Raw genomic sequence first — 18,535 nt, 5'->3', positions numbered from 1 at the left:
TATTCGTTCAACGTTTGAGTGAACCGTCACGGGAGCTTAGGCTCCCTTATGTAGATATTGAAGTTGAACCAACCACGAGGGGAGTGTAATCGAATGAATCTAACGTATCTTGCGGCAGAGGCTGGCGGCGAAGGCAACCAACTCTTATTAGCCAACATGATCGTCACGATCGTCGTTTTCCTCTTGCTCCTCATCCTCTTGAAGAAATTCGCATGGGGCCCGCTCGTCAACATGATGAAAGCGCGGGAAGAGCATGTGGCTAGCGAGATCAACTCGGCTGAAAAGAGCCGTAAAGACGCTGAAGTCTACGTAGAACAACAACGCGAAGAATTAAACAAGGCGCGTACGGAAGCACGCGATCTTTTAGAAGCATCACGCCGTCAGGCAGAAGCAGAGCAAGCACGTGCGATGGAGCAGGCACGTCTTGAATCCGAAATGAGTAAGGAAGAAGCTCGCCGTGCGATCGAACGTGAACGCGCTGAAGCACAAGCTGCTTTGAAGAACGATGTCGCTCTTCAAGCAATCGCTGCAGCACGCCACGTCATGAAAACACAGCTTGCGACAGACGAAGCCGCTCAAAAAGCACTCGTCGATCAATTCCTTGCTGATACTAAGGGCACGAACTAATGCGTGATCACGTAGCGGGACGCTACGCAAAAGCGCTCTTCGATCTTGCGCTTGAGCACCATGTGCTCGAGCAAGCAGAAGCTGATGTGCGGACGCTCGGCGAAGTGCTCCACGCAACACCAGAGCTCGCTTCGGTTTTAGATAACCCATCGATTTCTGCTGAAGAGCTCAAGCAAGTTCTTCAAACAAGCTTCACTGGCTTTAACTCGATCGTCTTGAACACATTGCTCGTCATGGTCGAAAACGACCGGGCGGCAGAAATCGTTACATTACCGGAACACTTCATTGCATTGTTGAATGAACACCGCAATGTCGCGACGGCAATCGTCACGAGTGCATACAAATTGTCAGACGAGGAACTCACGAAAGTGAAAGAGACGTTTGGCCAAAAATCAGGTAAAACGCTTGAAGTCGAGAACGTCGTCGACACGAGTGTCATCGGAGGACTTCGCGTTCAAATCGGTTACACGACATATGACGGTACGATCGAAACTAAACTAACGCGCCTTGAGCGTGAGCTGTTAAAAGCGTAAGAAAATAGGGGTGAAACGCATGAGCATTAGAGCTGAAGAAATCAGCGCCCTGCTTAAAGCGCGTATCGCGCAGTACGGTTCTACGATGGAAGTGAACGAGACAGGTACGGTCATCCAAATCGGTGATGGTATCGCTCGTGCACACGGACTCGACAACGTCATGTCGGGAGAGCTCGTAGAATTCGCTAACGGCACAATGGGCTTGGCGCAAAACTTAGAAGAAGGCAACGTCGGTATCATCATCCTCGGTGACTACCTTGAAATCAAAGAAGGTGACTCTGTTCGCCGTACGGGCCGCATCATGGAAGTACCAACAGGAGACGCACTCCTCGGACGTGTCGTCAACCCACTCGGTATGCCAATCGATGGTCTTGGTCCAATCGAAACAGAACACTACAACCCGATCGAGCGTAAGGCGTCTGGCGTCATGGCGCGTAAATCGGTACACGAACCACTTCAGACAGGAATCAAGGCGATCGATGCCCTCGTTCCAATCGGTCGTGGACAGCGTGAGTTGATCATCGGTGACCGTCAGACGGGTAAAACGTCGATCGCGATCGATACGATCATCAACCAAAAAGAAGAAAACATGATCTGTATCTACGTCGCAATCGGACAAAAAGAATCAACAGTCCGTGGCGTCGTCGAGACACTCCGTAAAAACGGTGCCCTCGATTACACGATCGTCGTTTCGGCAGCGGCTTCACAGCCAGCTCCACTTCTTTACCTCGCACCATTCGCAGGTGTCGCGATGGGTGAACACTTCATGGACCAAGGCAAACACGTTCTTGTCATCTATGATGATCTTTCAAAACAAGCAGCTGCTTACCGTGAGCTTTCACTTCTCTTGAAACGCCCACCAGGCCGCGAAGCTTACCCAGGGGATGTCTTCTACCTCCACTCACGCCTTCTTGAGCGTGCGGCGAAGTTGAACGACGAGCTTGGCGCAGGTAGCTTGACTGCCCTTCCGTTCATCGAAACACAAGCGTCGGATATCTCAGCTTACATCCCGACGAACGTTATCTCGATCACGGATGGTCAAATCTTCCTTCAATCGGATCTCTTCTTCTCAGGTGTCCGTCCCGCGATCAACCCGGGTCTCTCGGTATCGCGTGTAGGTGGTTCGGCTCAAGTAAAAGCGATGAAGAAGGTAGCGGGTACGCTCCGTCTTGACCTCGCATCTTACCGTGAGCTTGAAGCATTCGCTCAGTTCGGATCTGACCTTGATAAAGCGACTCAATCGAAGCTTAACCGTGGTGAGCGGACAGTTGAAGTCTTGAAACAAGACTTGAACCAACCACTTACTGTCGATAAGCAAGTCATCATCATCTATGCCTTGACTCGTGGTCACCTTGATGATGTTGCTGTAACGGATATTCGTCGTTTTGAAAAGGAACTCAACCTCTGGCTCGATCAAAACCGCAAACAACTTTGCGATGAGATCCGTAAGACAGGTAACCTTCCAGCAGACGAAGAGCTCGTAGCAGCAATCTCAGAATTTAAGAAAACGTTCCAAGCGACGGTCTAATCCGGCGGAACGCTCTTGATACTAACAAGGTGGTGAATCGAAATGGCATCGTTGCGCGAGATACAAACGCGGATCAACTCGACGAAAAGTACGAAACAGATCACGAAAGCGATGAACATGGTTTCGGCGTCGAAACTGAACCGCGCTCAAGCACATAGCGCGAAGTTCCAACCTTACATGCTGAAAATGCAAGAGGTACTCGGAACCATTGCGAATGGCACGACAGGTGCGAGCCATCCGATGCTCGAGAAACGTCCCGTCAAAAAGACGGGCTATATCGTCATCACATCGGATCGCGGCTTAGCTGGTGCATATAACGCCAACGTGCTGCGTGAAGTCTACCGGGAAATCAAAGAAAAGCATACTACGGACAGTTACGTTCTCTTCGTGGTCGGTAAAGTCGGTGTCCAGTTCTTCCGTTCACGCGGAATCACGGTCACGGATGCGATCACAGGCTTGAACGATTCTCCTTCGTATGTCGACGTCGCTGAGATCGTGAAGCGCACAGTGAGTGCGTTCACGATTGGCGAAATCGACGAGCTCAAGCTGTGCTACAACCACTTCTTATCTGTCATCAGCCAGGAAGTGAAAGTCGAAACTCTTCTCCCACTCGGAGAAATCGAAGCTTCGTCTTCGACGACTTATGAGTACGAGCCAAGCGAGGAACAAATCCTTGCTGAACTCCTCCCGCGTTATGCGGAGAGCTTGATCTTCGGTGCGCTTCTTGACGCGAAAGTAGCAGAACATGCGTCACGTATGACAGCAATGCAAAGTGCGACAGATAACGCAGATGACTTGATCGGTCGATTGACTCTCGTCTACAACCGAGCTCGACAAGCTGCGATCACGCAAGAAATCACAGAGATCGTCAGTGGGGCTGCTGCGCAGCAGTAACCCCGACTGGCGTAACGATAGGTAGGAGGAAACACGATGAACGAACTCGGTTTAAAAGGCCGCGTCGTCGCGGTCATGGGACCTGTCATCGACGTTAAGTTCGAAGGACACTTACCGAACATCTACAACGCGCTTCGTATTCAATATACGCCGCAAACTGTAGAAGAAGTGGCTATCGACTTGACGCTTGAGGTCGCCCTGCACCTTGGTGACGACGTCGTCCGTACCATTGCGATGGACTCTACGGATGGAGTACGCCGTGGAATGGAAGTACTCGATACGAATGCTCCAATCTCGGTACCCGTCGGAGAAGCGACACTTGGTCGCGTCTTCAACGTACTCGGTAACCCAATTGATGAAAAAGAAATCGCTGCTGATGTGGAACGTCTTCCGATCCACAAAAAAGCACCGACTTTCGATAACCTTTCAACGAAAGTTGAAATCCTCGAGACTGGAATTAAAGTCGTCGACTTGCTTGCTCCTTACATCAAGGGTGGTAAGATCGGTCTCTTCGGTGGTGCCGGTGTAGGTAAGACCGTCCTCATCCAGGAATTGATCAACAACATCGCGCAAGAGCACAGCGGTATCTCGGTATTCGCAGGTGTTGGTGAGCGGACGCGTGAAGGAAATGACTTGTTCCACGAGATGACGGATTCAGGCGTTATCAAACAAACAGCGATGGTCTTCGGTCAGATGAACGAACCACCGGGTGCACGTCTTCGTGTTGCCTTGACTGGTTTGACAATGGCAGAATACTTCCGTGATGAGCAAGGACAAGACGTTCTTCTCTTCGTTGATAACATCTTCCGTTACACACAAGCGGGTTCTGAGGTATCGGCCCTTCTCGGTCGTATGCCATCTGCCGTTGGTTACCAGCCAACACTCGCAACAGAGATGGGTATGCTCCAAGAGCGAATCACATCAACAAACAAAGGTTCGGTTACATCGATCCAAGCGGTTTATGTACCAGCCGATGACTATACTGACCCGGCTCCTGCGACGACGTTTGCTCACTTAGATGCAACGACGAACCTTGAGCGCCGTCTCTCTGAGATGGGGATCTATCCTGCCGTGGATCCACTTGCTTCAACATCACGCGCCCTTTCACCGGAAATCGTCGGCGAAGAGCACTACGGTGTTGCACGTCAAGTTCAGGAAACACTTCAGCGTTATAAAGAACTTCAAGATATCATCGCGATCCTCGGTATGGACGAGTTGTCAGAAGACGACAAATTGACTGTACACCGTGCGCGTCGTATCCAGTTCTTCTTGTCGCAGAACTTCCACGTAGCTGAGCAGTTCACAGGACAAAAAGGATCGTACGTCCCAGTTAAGGACACGATCCGCGGCTTCAAAGAAATCCTCGAAGGTAAACACGATGACTTAACGGAAGAAGCATTCCGTCTCGTCGGTCCGATCGAAGATGCGATTGAAAAAGCGAAGGCGCTTGTCTAAGTGACAAAGCATAAGGGGGACTTGAGATGAACACACTTCATGTCAATATCGTCACCCCGGATGGCGAAGTGTATGATGGCGATGTCCGTATGGTCGTTGCGAAGACGATTTCTGGTGAGATCGGGGTTCTCCCGCACCACGTCCCACTCGTGACACCACTCGACATCAGCATCTTGAAGTTGCGCCACGAAGATGGCGGACGCACGTTGATCGCTATCAGCGGTGGCTTTATGGAAGTGCGCCAGGATACTGTAACGGTTCTTGCGGAAACTGCGGAGCAAGCAGACAAGGTCGACTACGACCGTGCTGCAGCTGCGAAGGTTCGTGCAGAACGTCGTCTCCAGGACACGAAATTATCAGAACTCGAATTCAAGCGTGCTGAACTTTCACTGAAACGAGCAGTTAACCGTCTCAGCTTGAAAGACTACGGTCGCGACTGATTTCGATCAAAGACTCGATTCCTTCATGGAATCGGGTCTTTTTTTGTACGACGCATCAATGAATGAGTGCGAAGAAGCGTTTTCTGAGCGAGGCGCTTGGAATCAGGTTTAGGAAGCGAAAAATATGTAAAAGAACACTATATGCCTTGTTTTCACGATTTCTTCAACAGAAAGCTCATGATTTTCCTCATTTGCTCTTCAATAAATATATTTTATGCGATAAAATAAATGCAGCTTGTGTCATTTTGTTTGCGCAATCATTCATTTTATGAAATCATGGTAAAGTTGAAGAAATTATGAAGAAGAGGTGCAATGGTAGTGACGTCAATTGGTATTAGTGCTCTGATCAGCATGCTCATGTACGTGATCGCCATCTTGTTTGCTTGGTGGGTGATGTTACCAATCAAATGGGATAAATTCCTGCAACATCCTAGAGGTCCACAGGCGGTTTTACTACGTGTCCTGCTTGCTGTTGCTCTTGGTTCCAGTCTGGCGCGCTTTTTACTTGAATATGCGGGTTTTGCGCAACGTCTGAAATTCTTATTCAGCTGAACTTGTAACTTCATTGTAAACCTTGTATCGTGAAACTGGATTACCATGGAAAAGGACACTGTTCTTTAATGAAAGAACACAGTCAATTTATCAATCATCGAAACAGTCGCGTAGTAGTTTTAACTATTGGGAGTTTCTCTTCTATCGGTTCATCTCGAACCGCATACGCACTTATCACGCCATCATAAATAGAACAGAAACGAAGCAGAGGAGTATGGGGAATGGAAAAAATCGTTGTCCGAGGCGGACGTAAATTAGCTGGCACAGTCAAAGTAGAAGGTGCAAAAAATGCCGTATTAAAAACACTCGTTGCAACATTGCTTGCATCAGAAGGGAAATCCGTCCTTCAAAACGTACCACGTTTAGCAGACGTCTATACGATCAATAACGTGTTGCGCAACTTGAACGCGGAAGTCGAATTCGATGCGGAAGCCAACACGGTGACGGTCAATGCAGAGCCGAATCTTAAAGACGAGGCACCACTCGAGTACGTGCGTAAGATGCGAGCTTCGATTCTCGTCATGGGTCCATTACTTGCACGCCTCGGGCGCGCACGCGTTGCAATGCCAGGTGGCTGTGCAATCGGATCACGTCCGATCGATCTTCACTTGAAAGGCTTCGAAGCGATGGGCGCGAAGACGATCATCGGAAACGGATTTGTTGAAGCGCATGTCGACGGTCGTCTCCAAGGTGCAAAAATCTACCTCGACTTCCCATCAGTCGGTGCGACAGAGAATATCATGATGGCTGCGACACTCGCAGAAGGAACGACAGTCATCGAGAACGTCGCAAAAGAACCAGAAATCGTTGACCTTGCGAACTTCTTGAACGCAATGGGCGCAAAAGTCCGCGGTGCAGGTACAGAAACGATCCGCATCGAAGGCGTCGAGAAATTACACGGTGCAACACACTATGTCATTCCTGACCGGATTGAAGCAGGTACGTTCATGATCGCAGCAGCGATCACAGAAGGTGACGTCGAAGTCATCGGTGCTGAGCGCGAACACCTTCGTCCACTCATCTCGAAGATGGAAGAGATGGGCGTTAAAATCACGGATACAGAAGAAGGACTCCGTGTCGTTGGTCCAGCAAAACTTGAAGCAGTTGATGTCAAGACGATGCCACACCCTGGTTTCCCGACAGACGTTCAAGCACAGATGATGGCCCTCGTTCTCAAAGCAGGCGGCACATCGGTCATCACGGAAACAGTTTTTGAGAACCGTTTCATGCACGTTGAAGAATTCCGTCGCATGAACGCGGACATCAAGATTGAAGGTCGCTCGTCGATCATCAATGGTGGTGTACAGTTACAAGGTGCGGAAGTTCTTTCAACGGATCTTCGCTCAGGTGCTGCACTCGTCACAGCAGGATTGATCGCTGAAGGCGAAACGCGTGTCGGTGCGCTTCACCACATCGATCGTGGATACGTCGACTTCCACCTCAAACTTCAAGCACTCGGTGCAGACGTCGAACGTGTGACAGAAGAAGCGGCAATCGTCGAAGAAACGGCAGCAACAAAGCTTTAATTCCAATTATCCAAGCATCATCTCATGTTTTTGAGATGATGCTTTTTTGCTGTATTTTCAAAAAGATGACAATGAAATGTGAAAAGCGAAAAAGAAAGTCGTTTCGTTATGAGGCGTATGCTAGAATTGAAAAGTATGTATACATAAATGGGTTAGACGTCCAAACGACGTTCTATATTTTGGAAGAATAGCCATCGGGTAAAGGAGAGCACACGAGATGTTTTCAAAAGATATCGGAATCGACTTAGGGACGGCGAACGTCGTCATTCATGTCAAAGGAAGAGGCATCGTCCTCGATGAGCCATCGGTCGTCGCGATCGATAAGGCAACAGGTAAGATTCATGCAGTAGGAACGGAAGCACACTTGATGGTAGGGCGGACACCGGGGAACATCGTCGCGATTCGTCCCTTACAAGACGGAGTCATCGCGGACTTCGAGATGACGGAAGCAATGCTTCGCCATTTCATTGATAAGATTGAAGTCCGTAAAATGTTCGGTGGCGTCCGGATGTTGATCTGTACACCAGCAAGCATCACGACGGTTGAAGCGAAGGCGATTCGTCAAGCCGGTGAAAAATCAGGCGCAAAGACGGTCTTCCTCGAAGTCGAGCCAAAGGTCGCAGCAGTCGGTGCCGGTATGGACATTTGGATGCCAGCAGGGCACATGGTCATTGATATCGGTGGGGGGACGACGGACGTCGCTGTGCTATCGATGGGTGATATCGTATGCGGGGAGACGATCAAAGTCGCAGGAGATCGCTTCGACCACGACATCATCCGTTCAATCAAGGATACACATAAGCTCATCATCGGGGAACGGACGGCACAAGCGGTCAAGACGACGGTTGCTACTGTTTCAGAAGACGGACGGAGCGAACAGATGGATATTCGGGGACGCAATCTCGTGACAGGCTTACCGCACAACATCACGGTGACATCAGAAGAGATGCACGAAGCGCTCGCGGAAGCAGCGATGGAAATCGTCGAAGCAACGAAGCGTGTGCTCGAGAAGACACCACCAGAGCTCGCGGCGGATATCATCGATCGCGGTATCATCCTGACGGGTGGGGGCGCACTCCTTGACGGCATCGATCAACTGCTTGCAAAAGAACTCGGACTACCGGTTCTGATCGCAGAAGATCCAATGCTATGTGTCGCACGCGGTACAGGCATCATGCTCGATAATTTAGGCAAGTGATGAAAAGATGGAAGTGTTCTCATCGGAGAATGCTTCTTTTTTTTGTAGCATCCATTTTGCGAATTAATGAAGAGTAGAGGACAACTGGAAGAAACACTTGAACGATTCAAACGCTAGACATTTCATATTGTGAAGTGTATATTAGAAGATGTTGTATTGAAACGAATTGTAAAATAAAAGGAAGTGATGCCACAATGCCATTGTGGAAAAGAAATTTAGTCGTCGTTTGGTTCGGTAGTTTTTTGACCGCTGCAGCCCTCAGTCTCGTTTTACCGTTTTTGCCCTTATTCATTGAAGAACTTGGTGTCGACAGCCGACAAGATATTACGACCTGGTCCGGCATCGCTTTTGGTGCAACGTTCCTCGTCGCTGCGATCGTCTCACCAATCTGGGGACGTCTCGCCGATCGAAAAGGTCGGAAGCTGATGTTGCTTCGCGCAAGTCTTGGTATGTCGATCGTCATGTTCTTGATTAGTTTCGTTCAAGACGTCTATCAACTCGTATTCTTACGTCTTGTCATGGGAGCCGTGTCCGGATTCATTTCAGCCGGTATTACACTCGTTGCTTCCCAAACCCCAAAAGAGAAAAGTGGCTGGGCGCTCGGCACCCTGTCGACCGGTGGGATTGCCGGTGGATTGCTAGGACCTCTCATTGGAGGATTCCTCGCCGACGTTGTTGGGCTTCGACCCGTTTTTCTCTTTACGAGCGTTCCGCTCTTCATTACCTTCCTCGTGACCTACTTCTTAGTTAAAGAAGAATTCGTCCCAATGGAAGTCAAAAAAATGGCGTCCGCGAAAGAAGTTATCCAGTCGCTTCGTCATCCGGAACTCATTTTAAGTCTCTTTTTGACGACGTTCCTGATTCAGTTCGCGGCACAATCGATTAGTCCAATTCTGTCGCTCTACGTCCGGGAACTCAGTCCGGGGACAGAACGTCTCGCGTTACTATCCGGGATCGTTGCTTCGGCACCTGGGATCGCGGCATTGATCGCGGCGCAACGACTCGGTCGTCTATCGGATAAAATCGGAGCAGAGCGTGTCTTGTTTTTTGCGCTACTTATTTTTGCGGCGTTCTTGATTCCGCAAGCGTTCGTCACGGATACGAGCCAACTGATCGTCTTACGGATGGGAATTGGTTTTGCGACAGCTGCTTTAATGCCGTCCGTCCAAACGTTGCTTCGGAAGAATACGCCAGCCAATGCGTCAGGACGGATTTTTGGATATAACCAGTCCGCGCAGTTCATGGGGAACTTCCTCGGACCACTCGCGGGTGGACAGATTGCCGGGCACTTCGGCTTTGAAGCGTTATTCCTCTTCACTGGACTGATCGTCATCACGAATGCCGTGTTAGAGCGGACACAAACAGCAGTGCTCAGTAAAAATAACGGATAAGGTAAAACACGTCGACTCGAACGAAGGAGTCGACGTGTTTTTTGTCTTAAGAAGGCGGTTCGAGAACGTCTTCCAAAAAGGAAGGTTGAGAATGTTTCAGTTGCTCCTGGACGAGAGAAGAGAGCGCACGCACCTTGAAATCCGCTGCATAATGGAACAGGCCGTTATCGAGTTCCGTGATGGATACAGGAACGAGAAAAATCTCGGGATGAATCAATGAGGCAAGTGTCACGTTTAGTTCGATGTTTTGATGAATCGGCAGACGAATCGAAGAGTAGAAGAACAGCGTCTTATTCGTACATCGGTTGATCAGGATATCAGAGGATCCGACTTGGATGGCTCGACCGTTTAGCCGGGTAATCGTGATTTGAGCGAATAACGATAAGATCGCTTCGACTGGAGCGGCTGTACCGGTGTGTTGAGGATATAACATCCCTTTCGTCAGTAATTTTTCAAAAGTGCTCTCTGACACAGGTTTGCTAAATAAATAACCTTGAATCAGGTCGCACTGTAACTCGCGATAAAAGTCGAGCTGCGGAATCGTTTCGATGCCTTCTGCGACGACTGTCAATTGAAACTCCTTTGCCATGAAGAGAATGCTTTTGACGACGGAACGACTTTTTGGATCGTGCTCGATCAGTTGCGCGAGAGAACGATCGATCTTTAGGCAATTGATCGGATAGCGCTGGACGTGAGAGATCGATGAATAGGCGGTACCGAAGTCATCTAAGGAGATATGGACACCGAGTGCAGAAATTCGTTCTAGAATCTCATGGATTTTATCGCTTTCAAGTAAGATGTCGGACTCGAGTAATTCAATCTCAAGGAGATGACCCGGTACTCGGTATCGCTTGAGATATTGTTCGATGACTTGTCCAAAATCTCCGTAAAACAGACGCTTCGGGGAGACGTTGATGGAAATCGGAACGATGTTCGAATGGCGTTGTTCGCGAAGCTTACTGAGAAAACGACATGTCTGATCGAGTACCCAATCCCCAATGTGGAGATACATCTCACTTTCTTCCGACAAGGAGAGAAAATCCTTTGGCGTCAAGCGTCCCCACTCCGGATGATTCCAGCGAATCAATGCTTCGGCTCCTTGGATATTTCCGTTCCAGCCATCGACTTTCGGCTGGTATTCGAGGACGAGCTGCTCGTTTTGAATGGCGTATCGTAAATCCCGTTCGAGTTCATAACGGCGATACATATCAATATCGAGCGTCGTCGAGTAAAACTGATAATTGCTCTTCGTTCGTGATTTCGCACGCCGGAGTGCTGTATACGTTTGTTTCAATAATTCGTCTGCTGATAGTTTATCGTTGACGACGTATGTGATACCGATATAGACGTTCGTGAACAATTCATAAGACAAGACATCAAAACGTTTTTCAGATAGCTTCAGTAGCTGATGGCTTAGTTTCACGATAGCTGTCTCATCGATCGGTTTCTTAATGATGAAGAGATACTTATCACCGAACAGATGACCGACGAAATGATCTTGATCTGCAAAGCGACGCACTTCAGCACTCGTCTGGCGAATCCATTCATCTCCGACATCATGTCCGAAACGTTCATGAATGACATTGTATTGCTTAAAGGTGACAGCAAGCAACGTAAACGATGTTCGTGTCTTCAATAAACTCGTGATTTCCTCGAGTAAAAAGGCGCGGTTCGGTAACTGAGTTAACGAGTCATGCATGGAGAGATGCCAAATCGTATGCTGTTGCTCTTTTAAAATCGTAATGTCAGACGAGACCCCATAATGACCCGAGACATCGCCCTTATTATCAAGAATTGGAATACAGGTTTCCTCGATCCAAAAGACATTGTCGAGGAGTTGGAGGCGATAGACGTGTCGGATGACCTTACCGTTACGAATCTCAGGATACGAGAGTTCTAAATGTGGTAAATCCTCGGGGTGAATCAGTGTCCGCCATAACTGGGGTTCCTTTTCAATCCGGTTCAGGATGTGCTGATAGGGAGCTAAAAAACCGGCTGATTGAAACGTGACGGTTTGCGGATGATAGATATGTTCGTAAATGGACGTATCCAGTGAGCCGAAGACATCCTTTAAGGACTGAATGGCATGATCGCGTTCGCGTTCAAGACTCGTCAGCTCCGTCGCATCATGCAGGATGAAGTTGACGCAGCGGGGAGAAGAGTTTTGCTGAAGTAAGGCATCACAACGAACGACTTTCGTATAGTGACGTCGTTTGCTCATTCGAAGGGACATCGAGAATTCAGCAATCTGCTCGTCACACAAGGCAGTACTCTGTTGTAAGAATAGATCGCGGTCTTCCGGGTGGATTTCGTCGAGCAGTTCGTATGCATCCATTTGTGCGACATGACGCTGTGACCATTCTAGCAATTGACTAAGTGCGGCATCGGCAGTCAGTTGTTTCGTCGAAGGAATATATTCAAGAAAGGTGACGCCGTCAAGCGTCGTCGTCAACTGTTCCTTTGCAAGTAGACGATTATAAGCGGTACGTAATTCTTTTTGTTGGGAGACGTCACGCGCAATGCCGTAAAGTCCAATGATGACGTGTTGATTGTAGAGGGGAATGTTCGTGACGTTGACAGTCAGGATTTGACCATCTTTTCGTTGAATGTCCGTTGTGAAATGAATCGTTTCGCCTTCGTGAACACGATGTTTTAGTGGTGCAATACGTTCAGCTTCTGATTTGATGAGCAGCTCGCTGAAATGCATACTACGGATCGCGTCGGTAGGATAACCGAGTAAAAGAGGTAGCTTATTATTAAATGCGATGAAATTTCCTTTCAAATCCATCGTATAAACTGCATCCGGGTGATTTTCAAGGAAGTGGGTCATGTCTGTCAACAGTGTGAAATCTAAAGAAGGAGTGGTCGATTGGTTCGTACGTCTTTTAAAGAAAGACACCGTCATCACCTCGTTTCAACTGGTCGATATGAACTACTTCTAATTATACCCAATTGGAATAATTATGAATATGAAACGAATTCAAAAGAAGGAGAATGATTTTTTGATAGGAATAGTAGTACTTTAGATGCAACTCAGAATTTTATTCCCTTTTTTTGAAAAAAACTCATAATCTGAAGCAAACGGACCGATATACTAAAAGATAGAATTGAACATGAAGTCAATGAGGAGATGAAATATAGATGTTACGCGGAATGTATACGGCATCCGGTGCGATGCAGGCATTGCAACGCCAACAAGAGATGTTGAGTAATAACTTAGCGAATGCACGGACGCCCGGCTTCCGTGCCGATCAAGCATCCCTGCGCACGTTTCCGGAGATGATGATCCATCAAGCGGCGACGAATGAACGGACGGGAATTCGACCTGCTGGAAACGTCGGTACGCTCGCGACAGGTGTGTTTATGCAGGCGGCGACACCGAACTTCGCACCTGGATCCATCACGGAGACAGGAAATGCGACGGATTTACAGATTAGTTCGATCGACGGTGTGCCGATGTTCACGATTTTCCATAATACGGGAGAAGGAACAGGAATCGAAGGAGAAACATTGTATACGACGAATGGGCAGTTCGCAGTCGATGGAGACGGTATCTTACGGACGACGGACGGCGATCAGGTACTCGATGAGAACGGAAATATCATGAACGTCGGCAATGACGATTTCAAAGTCTCACCTGAAGGTGTCGTGACGCGGGGGAACGGAGAGCAAGTCGGACGACTAGGACTTGTGACGACGAATAATACGGAACAACTCGAACGGGTTGAGAACGGACTCTACCGGGCACCTGAAGCGTTGGCACAAGGCAACGTCAAGGTTGATCAAGGGGTACTTGAACTCGGGAACGTCGCGATTGAACAGACGATGGCAGAGATGAACGCTGGTCTGCGTCAGTTTGAAGCGAATCAAAAAGTCATTCAAGCGTATGACCGGACAGCGGAAAAGGCAGTTTCTGAAATCGGTCGCGTCCGATAATGAAAGGGGAATACCATGCAATCACTCTATACGTCAGCTAGTACAATGGCGCAATTACAAAAACAACTCGATACGACCGGGCACAACTTAGCGAATGTCGATACGAACGGATATAAACGTCGTGACGCCCAGTTCAAGGAGCTGTTGACGCGTAACATCCAGAACCAACCGGCTGCATTGCAAACGGGACCTTTATCGACACCGGCCGGCTTACGAATCGGTGTCGGCGGCTATGTCGCCAATGAAGCGACGCGCTTTTCGATGGGAACGTTCAAACGGACGGACCGGGCACTCGATGCCGCCTTATCGGATCCGCATCATTTCTTTGCGGTCATCGATCGGGATGGGGTGACGAAGTTCACGCGAGACGGAAACTTCCAACTATCTCCGCAAGCCGATGGGCGTATTCAATTGACGGATGACGCGGGACGGTCTGTCGTTAACGGTCAAAATGAACCAATTCTCTTACCTGCGGATGCGACGGGTGTCGAATTGAACAAGGACGGCAACGTCACGGGAATCGTCAATGGAGAGCGCCGTGTCCTCGCACGACTTGCTGTGGGGTATGTCGACAATCCGAATCAGTTGACGGAAGATGGAGCCGGCTTGTTTACAGCACCAGGACAGTATGAAACAGTCGATGGAAATCCATTGACGGTCGGCACACTCGAGTCGTCGAACGTCGATATGGCAACCGAGATGACGAATTTGACACAGATTCAACGGGCGTATCAATTCAATTCAAAAGCACTGATGACGACCGATCAGATGATGGGAATCGTCACGTCACTGAAATAACATGAAAAAGCAGATCGCCTCAGATTTGAGTGCGGATCTGCTTTTTATATTCAGTCTTGTAGCGCTTGATAAATAGCGGCCATATCGGCATTCCCATGGTCAAGCTTTGCCTTCGCATAACTACGATCCGCTGCTTGAGCGAGCGGCAACTCGAGCTGCTGACGTTTTGCTTCAGTTATGATCAGCCCGAGATCCTTCGCCATCAAGCGAAGCGGGAAGGCAGACGGGAAATCGTTGTTCCGGTACATGTCCCGTTTACCGGTGAAGAGCGGCGTGTTCATGCCCGATGCACTGATCATCTGGATCAGCTTCTCTTTCTCAAGACCCGCACCTTCTCCGAGCAACAACGTCTCCGCGACTCCTTGTCCGACGACGGCGAGTAAGAGATTGATGGCAAGTTTTGCCGCACTTCCTGAGCCATGTGGACCGAAATGGATCGTTTCCTTTCCGAGTAGATCAAGATACGGCTGACAAGCCGTGACGACGTCTGCGTCACCGCCAGCAAGCAAGACGAGCTGCCCGTTTTCTGCAACGGGGACGGACCCCGAAACAGGAGTTTCAAGATACGTCCCATCATTCTCTTCGACGAGACGTGCCATCTTCTTCGTCTCTTCCGGTGAGATCGTACTCAAGTTGACGATCGTCTTACCTGTGAGGTCGTCTGTTACACTCTCGAGAACGGACGCGACAGCTGGTCCGTCCGCGAGCATGATGAAGATGATGTCGCTTTGACGTACTGCGTCCTTAGCTTCTTTGACCGCTGTTGCTCCTCGATCCGTCAACGACACCGTCTTTTCATACGTCCGGTTGTAGACGATCACGTCATGTCCACCGTCGAGTAGCCGTTTTGCCATCGGTACACCCATATGTCCTAAACCAATCCATCCCAGTTGCATGTCGATTCCTCCTTAAAATAATGCGCTTTTGACTATACCCCACGCTTGATCGAATCTAACGACAAAAAAGACCGTCCACGTGATGTGAACGGTCGAATGATTAATCTTCATACATGAGAATCGTCGAAATGACAGCAATCGGGAAACGAATCGTAAAGGTCGATCCGACACCAACGACCGATTCGACATCAATCGTTCCGTTATGGTGTTTGACGATTTCCTTACAGATCGATAGACCAAGACCGGTTCCACCGATTTTTCGTGTCTCGGAGTTATCGACACGATAGAACTTATCGAACAACTTCGGAAGCGCGTCTTGTGGAATCCCGATGCCTTCATCCTGGATGCGGATTTGGGCGAAACCAAGTTCATTTGTAATCCGTATCAAGACCGTCCCACCGCTCGGTGAGTACTTGACGGCATTGCTGAGCAGGTTGTTGAGCAACTGCTTCATCTTTTCTGCGTCGCCGTCGATCATGATCGGTCCACGTGCCTCGAAATCAATCGTGTGTGTCTCATGCGAGACATCATAGAACTCGATTAAATCCTGGGCGAGTTCGACGACATCAAACGTCGTCATCTCGTAACGGTGTTCGCTCGATTCCATCCGTTGAACATCGAGGAAGTCATTGACGAGCGTCGTCAGGCGACCCGTCTCGGAGTGGATCGTCTGGAGATATTTCCGTTGCCGTTCTTCCTCGAACCGTTTGTTGAGCATCAGCTCGGTGAAGCCATAGATCGAAGAGAGTGGGGTCCGTAATTCATGCGAGACGGTCGAGACGAATTCTTCCTTCATCCGCTCCGCTTCCGTCTCTTTCGTCACGTCACGGAGAACAAGCATCGTACCGACCCACATGCCGTCGACCTCGATCTTCTCGGCATAAATCTGGATGTACGTACTCTGTTTTCGAATCGAGACGATCAAGCTATCTTTTGGTAAATTCAGCTCAACGATCTGTTCGATGTAGCGTTCGAATGGTGCTGGTTCATCGATGATGTCAGCGAGTGCCTGCATCGCTTGCTGGAAGGCAGAGCGCTCTTCGTCTTTGAACTCTGTTGGTACTTCCGGGAACAACGTCATCAGCGGTTCGTTGACGAGCAATTCGTCCGTCTCATGTTCGATGTAGACGACGGCTTCACGAATCGAGTTTAATAGTTGGGTCGTCTTATTCTTCTCACGAATCATTTCTTCATAAATGCCCATCCGAAGAAGGGAAAGCGATAATTGATGCGAGAACGACAAGATGTCATCCATCTGTTCCGCTGTGAAGGCGTCACGATAACGAACGAGATAGATACAGGCGATCATGTGCTCTTTCGTCGGATCAAGAACTGGGACTGCGACCTCATACATATAGTATGGGTATGGAAGCGGACTCTCATGCGCGACCTGTTTCGATGAATGGACAGGACGCTTTAGGAGGCGTGCACGGTGCAAGAGTGATTGATCATCGGAGACAAGACGACCGACCATCTCTTCCGTCATCCCATAATCGATCGTTGAACGGACTTCCTGTTGATCAAGGAACAACAATGCACCAATCTCAGAATGTGTGATCGAGACGAGCTTCTCGATGATTTCCGGATACGCCGTCAGTGTCTCACGGGACGCAAGCGTCTCGGTCAATTCATTGCGATACTTGAGATGTTGTTCGCTCCGAAGCGTGATATCGAGTGCTTCCTCAAGCTCTTCCTGCTGCGCTTGCAGTTCTTCTTGCTGGGCAACGAGTTCTTCCTGTTGTGCTTGGAGCTCTTCGTTCTTCGCCAGCATATGGACCTTGTTGTCGGCAATCGATGCCGCCATTTGATTGAATGATGCCGTCAGCGTATGCAGTTCATCCTTCCGTTTCGGTAATGGAATCGCTTGGATGTCTTCACCTGTTGCAAGCAAAGCGCTATCGCGAGACAGTGCGTTGACCTGCTTCGTAATGCGGCTGATGAACGGACGAACGAGCGAGAAGAGGACGAGAATCAAGACGACGAGGTTCGACAGCCAGATGAACTGGGCGACACGCATTTCGCCAAGAAGATCGTTCTTTGCATCGACTTCCTTCCCTTGAATCAACGTCAGATAATCAGCAAGTAACGTATCAATCCGTGTCATGTCGACATCAGCGTCTGATAAACTAACCGATCCGCGTATTGTTCCGTTTGCATTAAACAGATCCTTCCCATTCGAAAGCGCAGCAAGGGTATCAGGGTCGACAAAAGCTTCATCGATTTTCCCGTCTTTCTTCCCGTCGACGTATTCAGTAAGGAGTGGCAGTGCTGTTCCGAAATAATCGTCATACATTTGACGTGTCGCGGTTGCGTACTCTTTTCCTTGCTCGTACACGGCGTACTTCTCGAACCATGTCGTTAAACGATTGATTTCCTGTTGATTCGTCTTGACGGCATCCAGTGTTTCCTGTGAGCCGGTCAACAAATAGGATTTGACGTTACTTTGCGCGACGGTCCACTCGCTTGCGAGTGCGTTGGCATTCGTTCGTCGTTCACTCAAGTCATCGAATGTCGCATTCGCCTGATCGATTTTTTGTTCTGTGTAGAAATAAACGATCGCAGACGTGATGCTGAGTGCGACGAACACCATATAGAAGGCGAACATCAATTGGCGACCGATGGTATGGTTGATCCATTTCACTGGGGTATCCTCCGTATTCTATTTTACATGTATGAAAAAGATTGCTTAAGTTCGAATATATTCATCTTACGCACATTCAACTTGTACGGCAAATTTGAATCTGCAAATCTTATTAAAACA

15 protein-coding genes are annotated in these 18,535 nt (G+C 48.9%); 12 read left to right on the top strand and 3 right to left on the bottom strand.

Annotated elements, in window-relative coordinates; all coding sequences use genetic code 11:
* Positions 1-93: 93 nt before the first annotated feature.
* The 10 genes from atpF (at position 94) to N179_RS13210 (ending at position 10,144) form a co-directional block, all read left to right on the top strand.
* Positions 94-627 (top strand): F0F1 ATP synthase subunit B, encoded by a 534-nt coding sequence (atpF, locus tag N179_RS13255; RefSeq protein WP_023469498.1) that lies wholly within the window; start codon positions 94-96, stop codon positions 625-627.
* The gene (locus N179_RS13250) at positions 627-1,160 is read left to right on the top strand and encodes a F0F1 ATP synthase subunit delta (RefSeq protein ID WP_023469497.1); all 534 of its coding nucleotides are present in this window, start codon (positions 627-629) and stop codon (positions 1,158-1,160) included. The genes atpF and N179_RS13250 overlap by 1 nt, the downstream gene beginning before the upstream one ends.
* Before the next feature lie 19 nt (positions 1,161-1,179).
* Positions 1,180-2,688, top strand: coding sequence for a F0F1 ATP synthase subunit alpha (gene atpA, locus N179_RS13245; protein ID WP_035395863.1), 1,509 nt, complete (start codon positions 1,180-1,182; stop codon positions 2,686-2,688).
* Between the two features lie 42 nt (positions 2,689-2,730).
* Positions 2,731-3,582: an ATP synthase F1 subunit gamma gene (gene atpG / locus N179_RS13240; RefSeq protein WP_058704130.1), complete on the top strand. Its 852-nt coding sequence runs from the start codon at positions 2,731-2,733 to the stop codon at positions 3,580-3,582.
* Between the two features lie 36 nt (positions 3,583-3,618).
* On the top strand, positions 3,619-5,037 hold the full coding sequence (gene atpD, locus N179_RS13235) for a F0F1 ATP synthase subunit beta (protein ID WP_023469494.1): 1,419 nt from the start codon (positions 3,619-3,621) through the stop codon (positions 5,035-5,037).
* Positions 5,038-5,063: 26 nt separating this feature from the next.
* Positions 5,064-5,477 (top strand): F0F1 ATP synthase subunit epsilon, encoded by a 414-nt coding sequence (locus tag N179_RS13230; RefSeq protein WP_029342737.1) that lies wholly within the window; start codon positions 5,064-5,066, stop codon positions 5,475-5,477.
* 312 nt (positions 5,478-5,789) lie between these two features.
* The gene (locus N179_RS13225; protein WP_235515945.1) at positions 5,790-6,029 is read left to right on the top strand and encodes a DUF1146 family protein; all 240 of its coding nucleotides are present in this window, start codon (positions 5,790-5,792) and stop codon (positions 6,027-6,029) included.
* Between the two features lie 221 nt (positions 6,030-6,250).
* The gene (gene murA, locus N179_RS13220) at positions 6,251-7,555 is read left to right on the top strand and encodes a UDP-N-acetylglucosamine 1-carboxyvinyltransferase (protein ID WP_023469491.1); all 1,305 of its coding nucleotides are present in this window, start codon (positions 6,251-6,253) and stop codon (positions 7,553-7,555) included.
* Between the two features lie 217 nt (positions 7,556-7,772).
* Complete coding sequence (gene mreB, locus N179_RS13215) at positions 7,773-8,753, top strand: rod shape-determining protein MreB (protein ID WP_023469490.1); 981 nt, start codon at positions 7,773-7,775, stop codon at positions 8,751-8,753.
* A 194-nt stretch (positions 8,754-8,947) separates the two neighbouring features.
* On the top strand, positions 8,948-10,144 hold the full coding sequence (locus tag N179_RS13210; RefSeq protein WP_058712959.1) for a multidrug efflux MFS transporter: 1,197 nt from the start codon (positions 8,948-8,950) through the stop codon (positions 10,142-10,144).
* A gap of 46 nt (positions 10,145-10,190) precedes the next feature.
* Here N179_RS13210 and N179_RS13205 read toward each other — a convergent pair whose 3' ends face one another.
* A complete protein-coding gene (locus tag N179_RS13205) occupies positions 10,191-13,043 on the bottom strand; it encodes a sensor domain-containing protein (protein WP_158024767.1) in 2,853 nt (950 codons plus the stop codon).
* A gap of 242 nt (positions 13,044-13,285) precedes the next feature.
* Here N179_RS13205 and N179_RS13200 point away from each other — a divergent pair, with 242 nt between their 5' ends.
* Both N179_RS13200 and N179_RS13195 read left to right on the top strand, forming a co-directional pair.
* Complete coding sequence (locus tag N179_RS13200; protein ID WP_075643023.1) at positions 13,286-14,080, top strand: flagellar hook-basal body protein; 795 nt, start codon at positions 13,286-13,288, stop codon at positions 14,078-14,080.
* A gap of 15 nt (positions 14,081-14,095) precedes the next feature.
* On the top strand, positions 14,096-14,878 hold the full coding sequence (locus N179_RS13195) for a flagellar hook-basal body protein (RefSeq protein WP_023469485.1): 783 nt from the start codon (positions 14,096-14,098) through the stop codon (positions 14,876-14,878).
* A 50-nt stretch (positions 14,879-14,928) separates the two neighbouring features.
* Here N179_RS13195 and N179_RS13190 read toward each other — a convergent pair whose 3' ends face one another.
* Positions 14,929-15,774: an NAD(P)-dependent oxidoreductase gene (locus N179_RS13190; protein WP_075643022.1), complete on the bottom strand. Its 846-nt coding sequence runs from the start codon at positions 15,772-15,774 to the stop codon at positions 14,929-14,931.
* Positions 15,775-15,874: 100 nt separating this feature from the next.
* Positions 15,875-18,415, bottom strand: coding sequence for a HAMP domain-containing sensor histidine kinase (locus N179_RS13185; protein WP_075643021.1), 2,541 nt, complete (start codon positions 18,413-18,415; stop codon positions 15,875-15,877).
* Between the last annotated feature and the right edge of the window lie 120 nt (positions 18,416-18,535).

Source organism: Exiguobacterium indicum HHS 31, from assembly GCF_001939065.1.
GTDB lineage: Bacteria > Bacillota > Bacilli > Exiguobacteriales > Exiguobacteriaceae > Exiguobacterium_A > Exiguobacterium_A indicum.
This window is presented reverse-complemented; position numbering and strand designations above follow the sequence as displayed.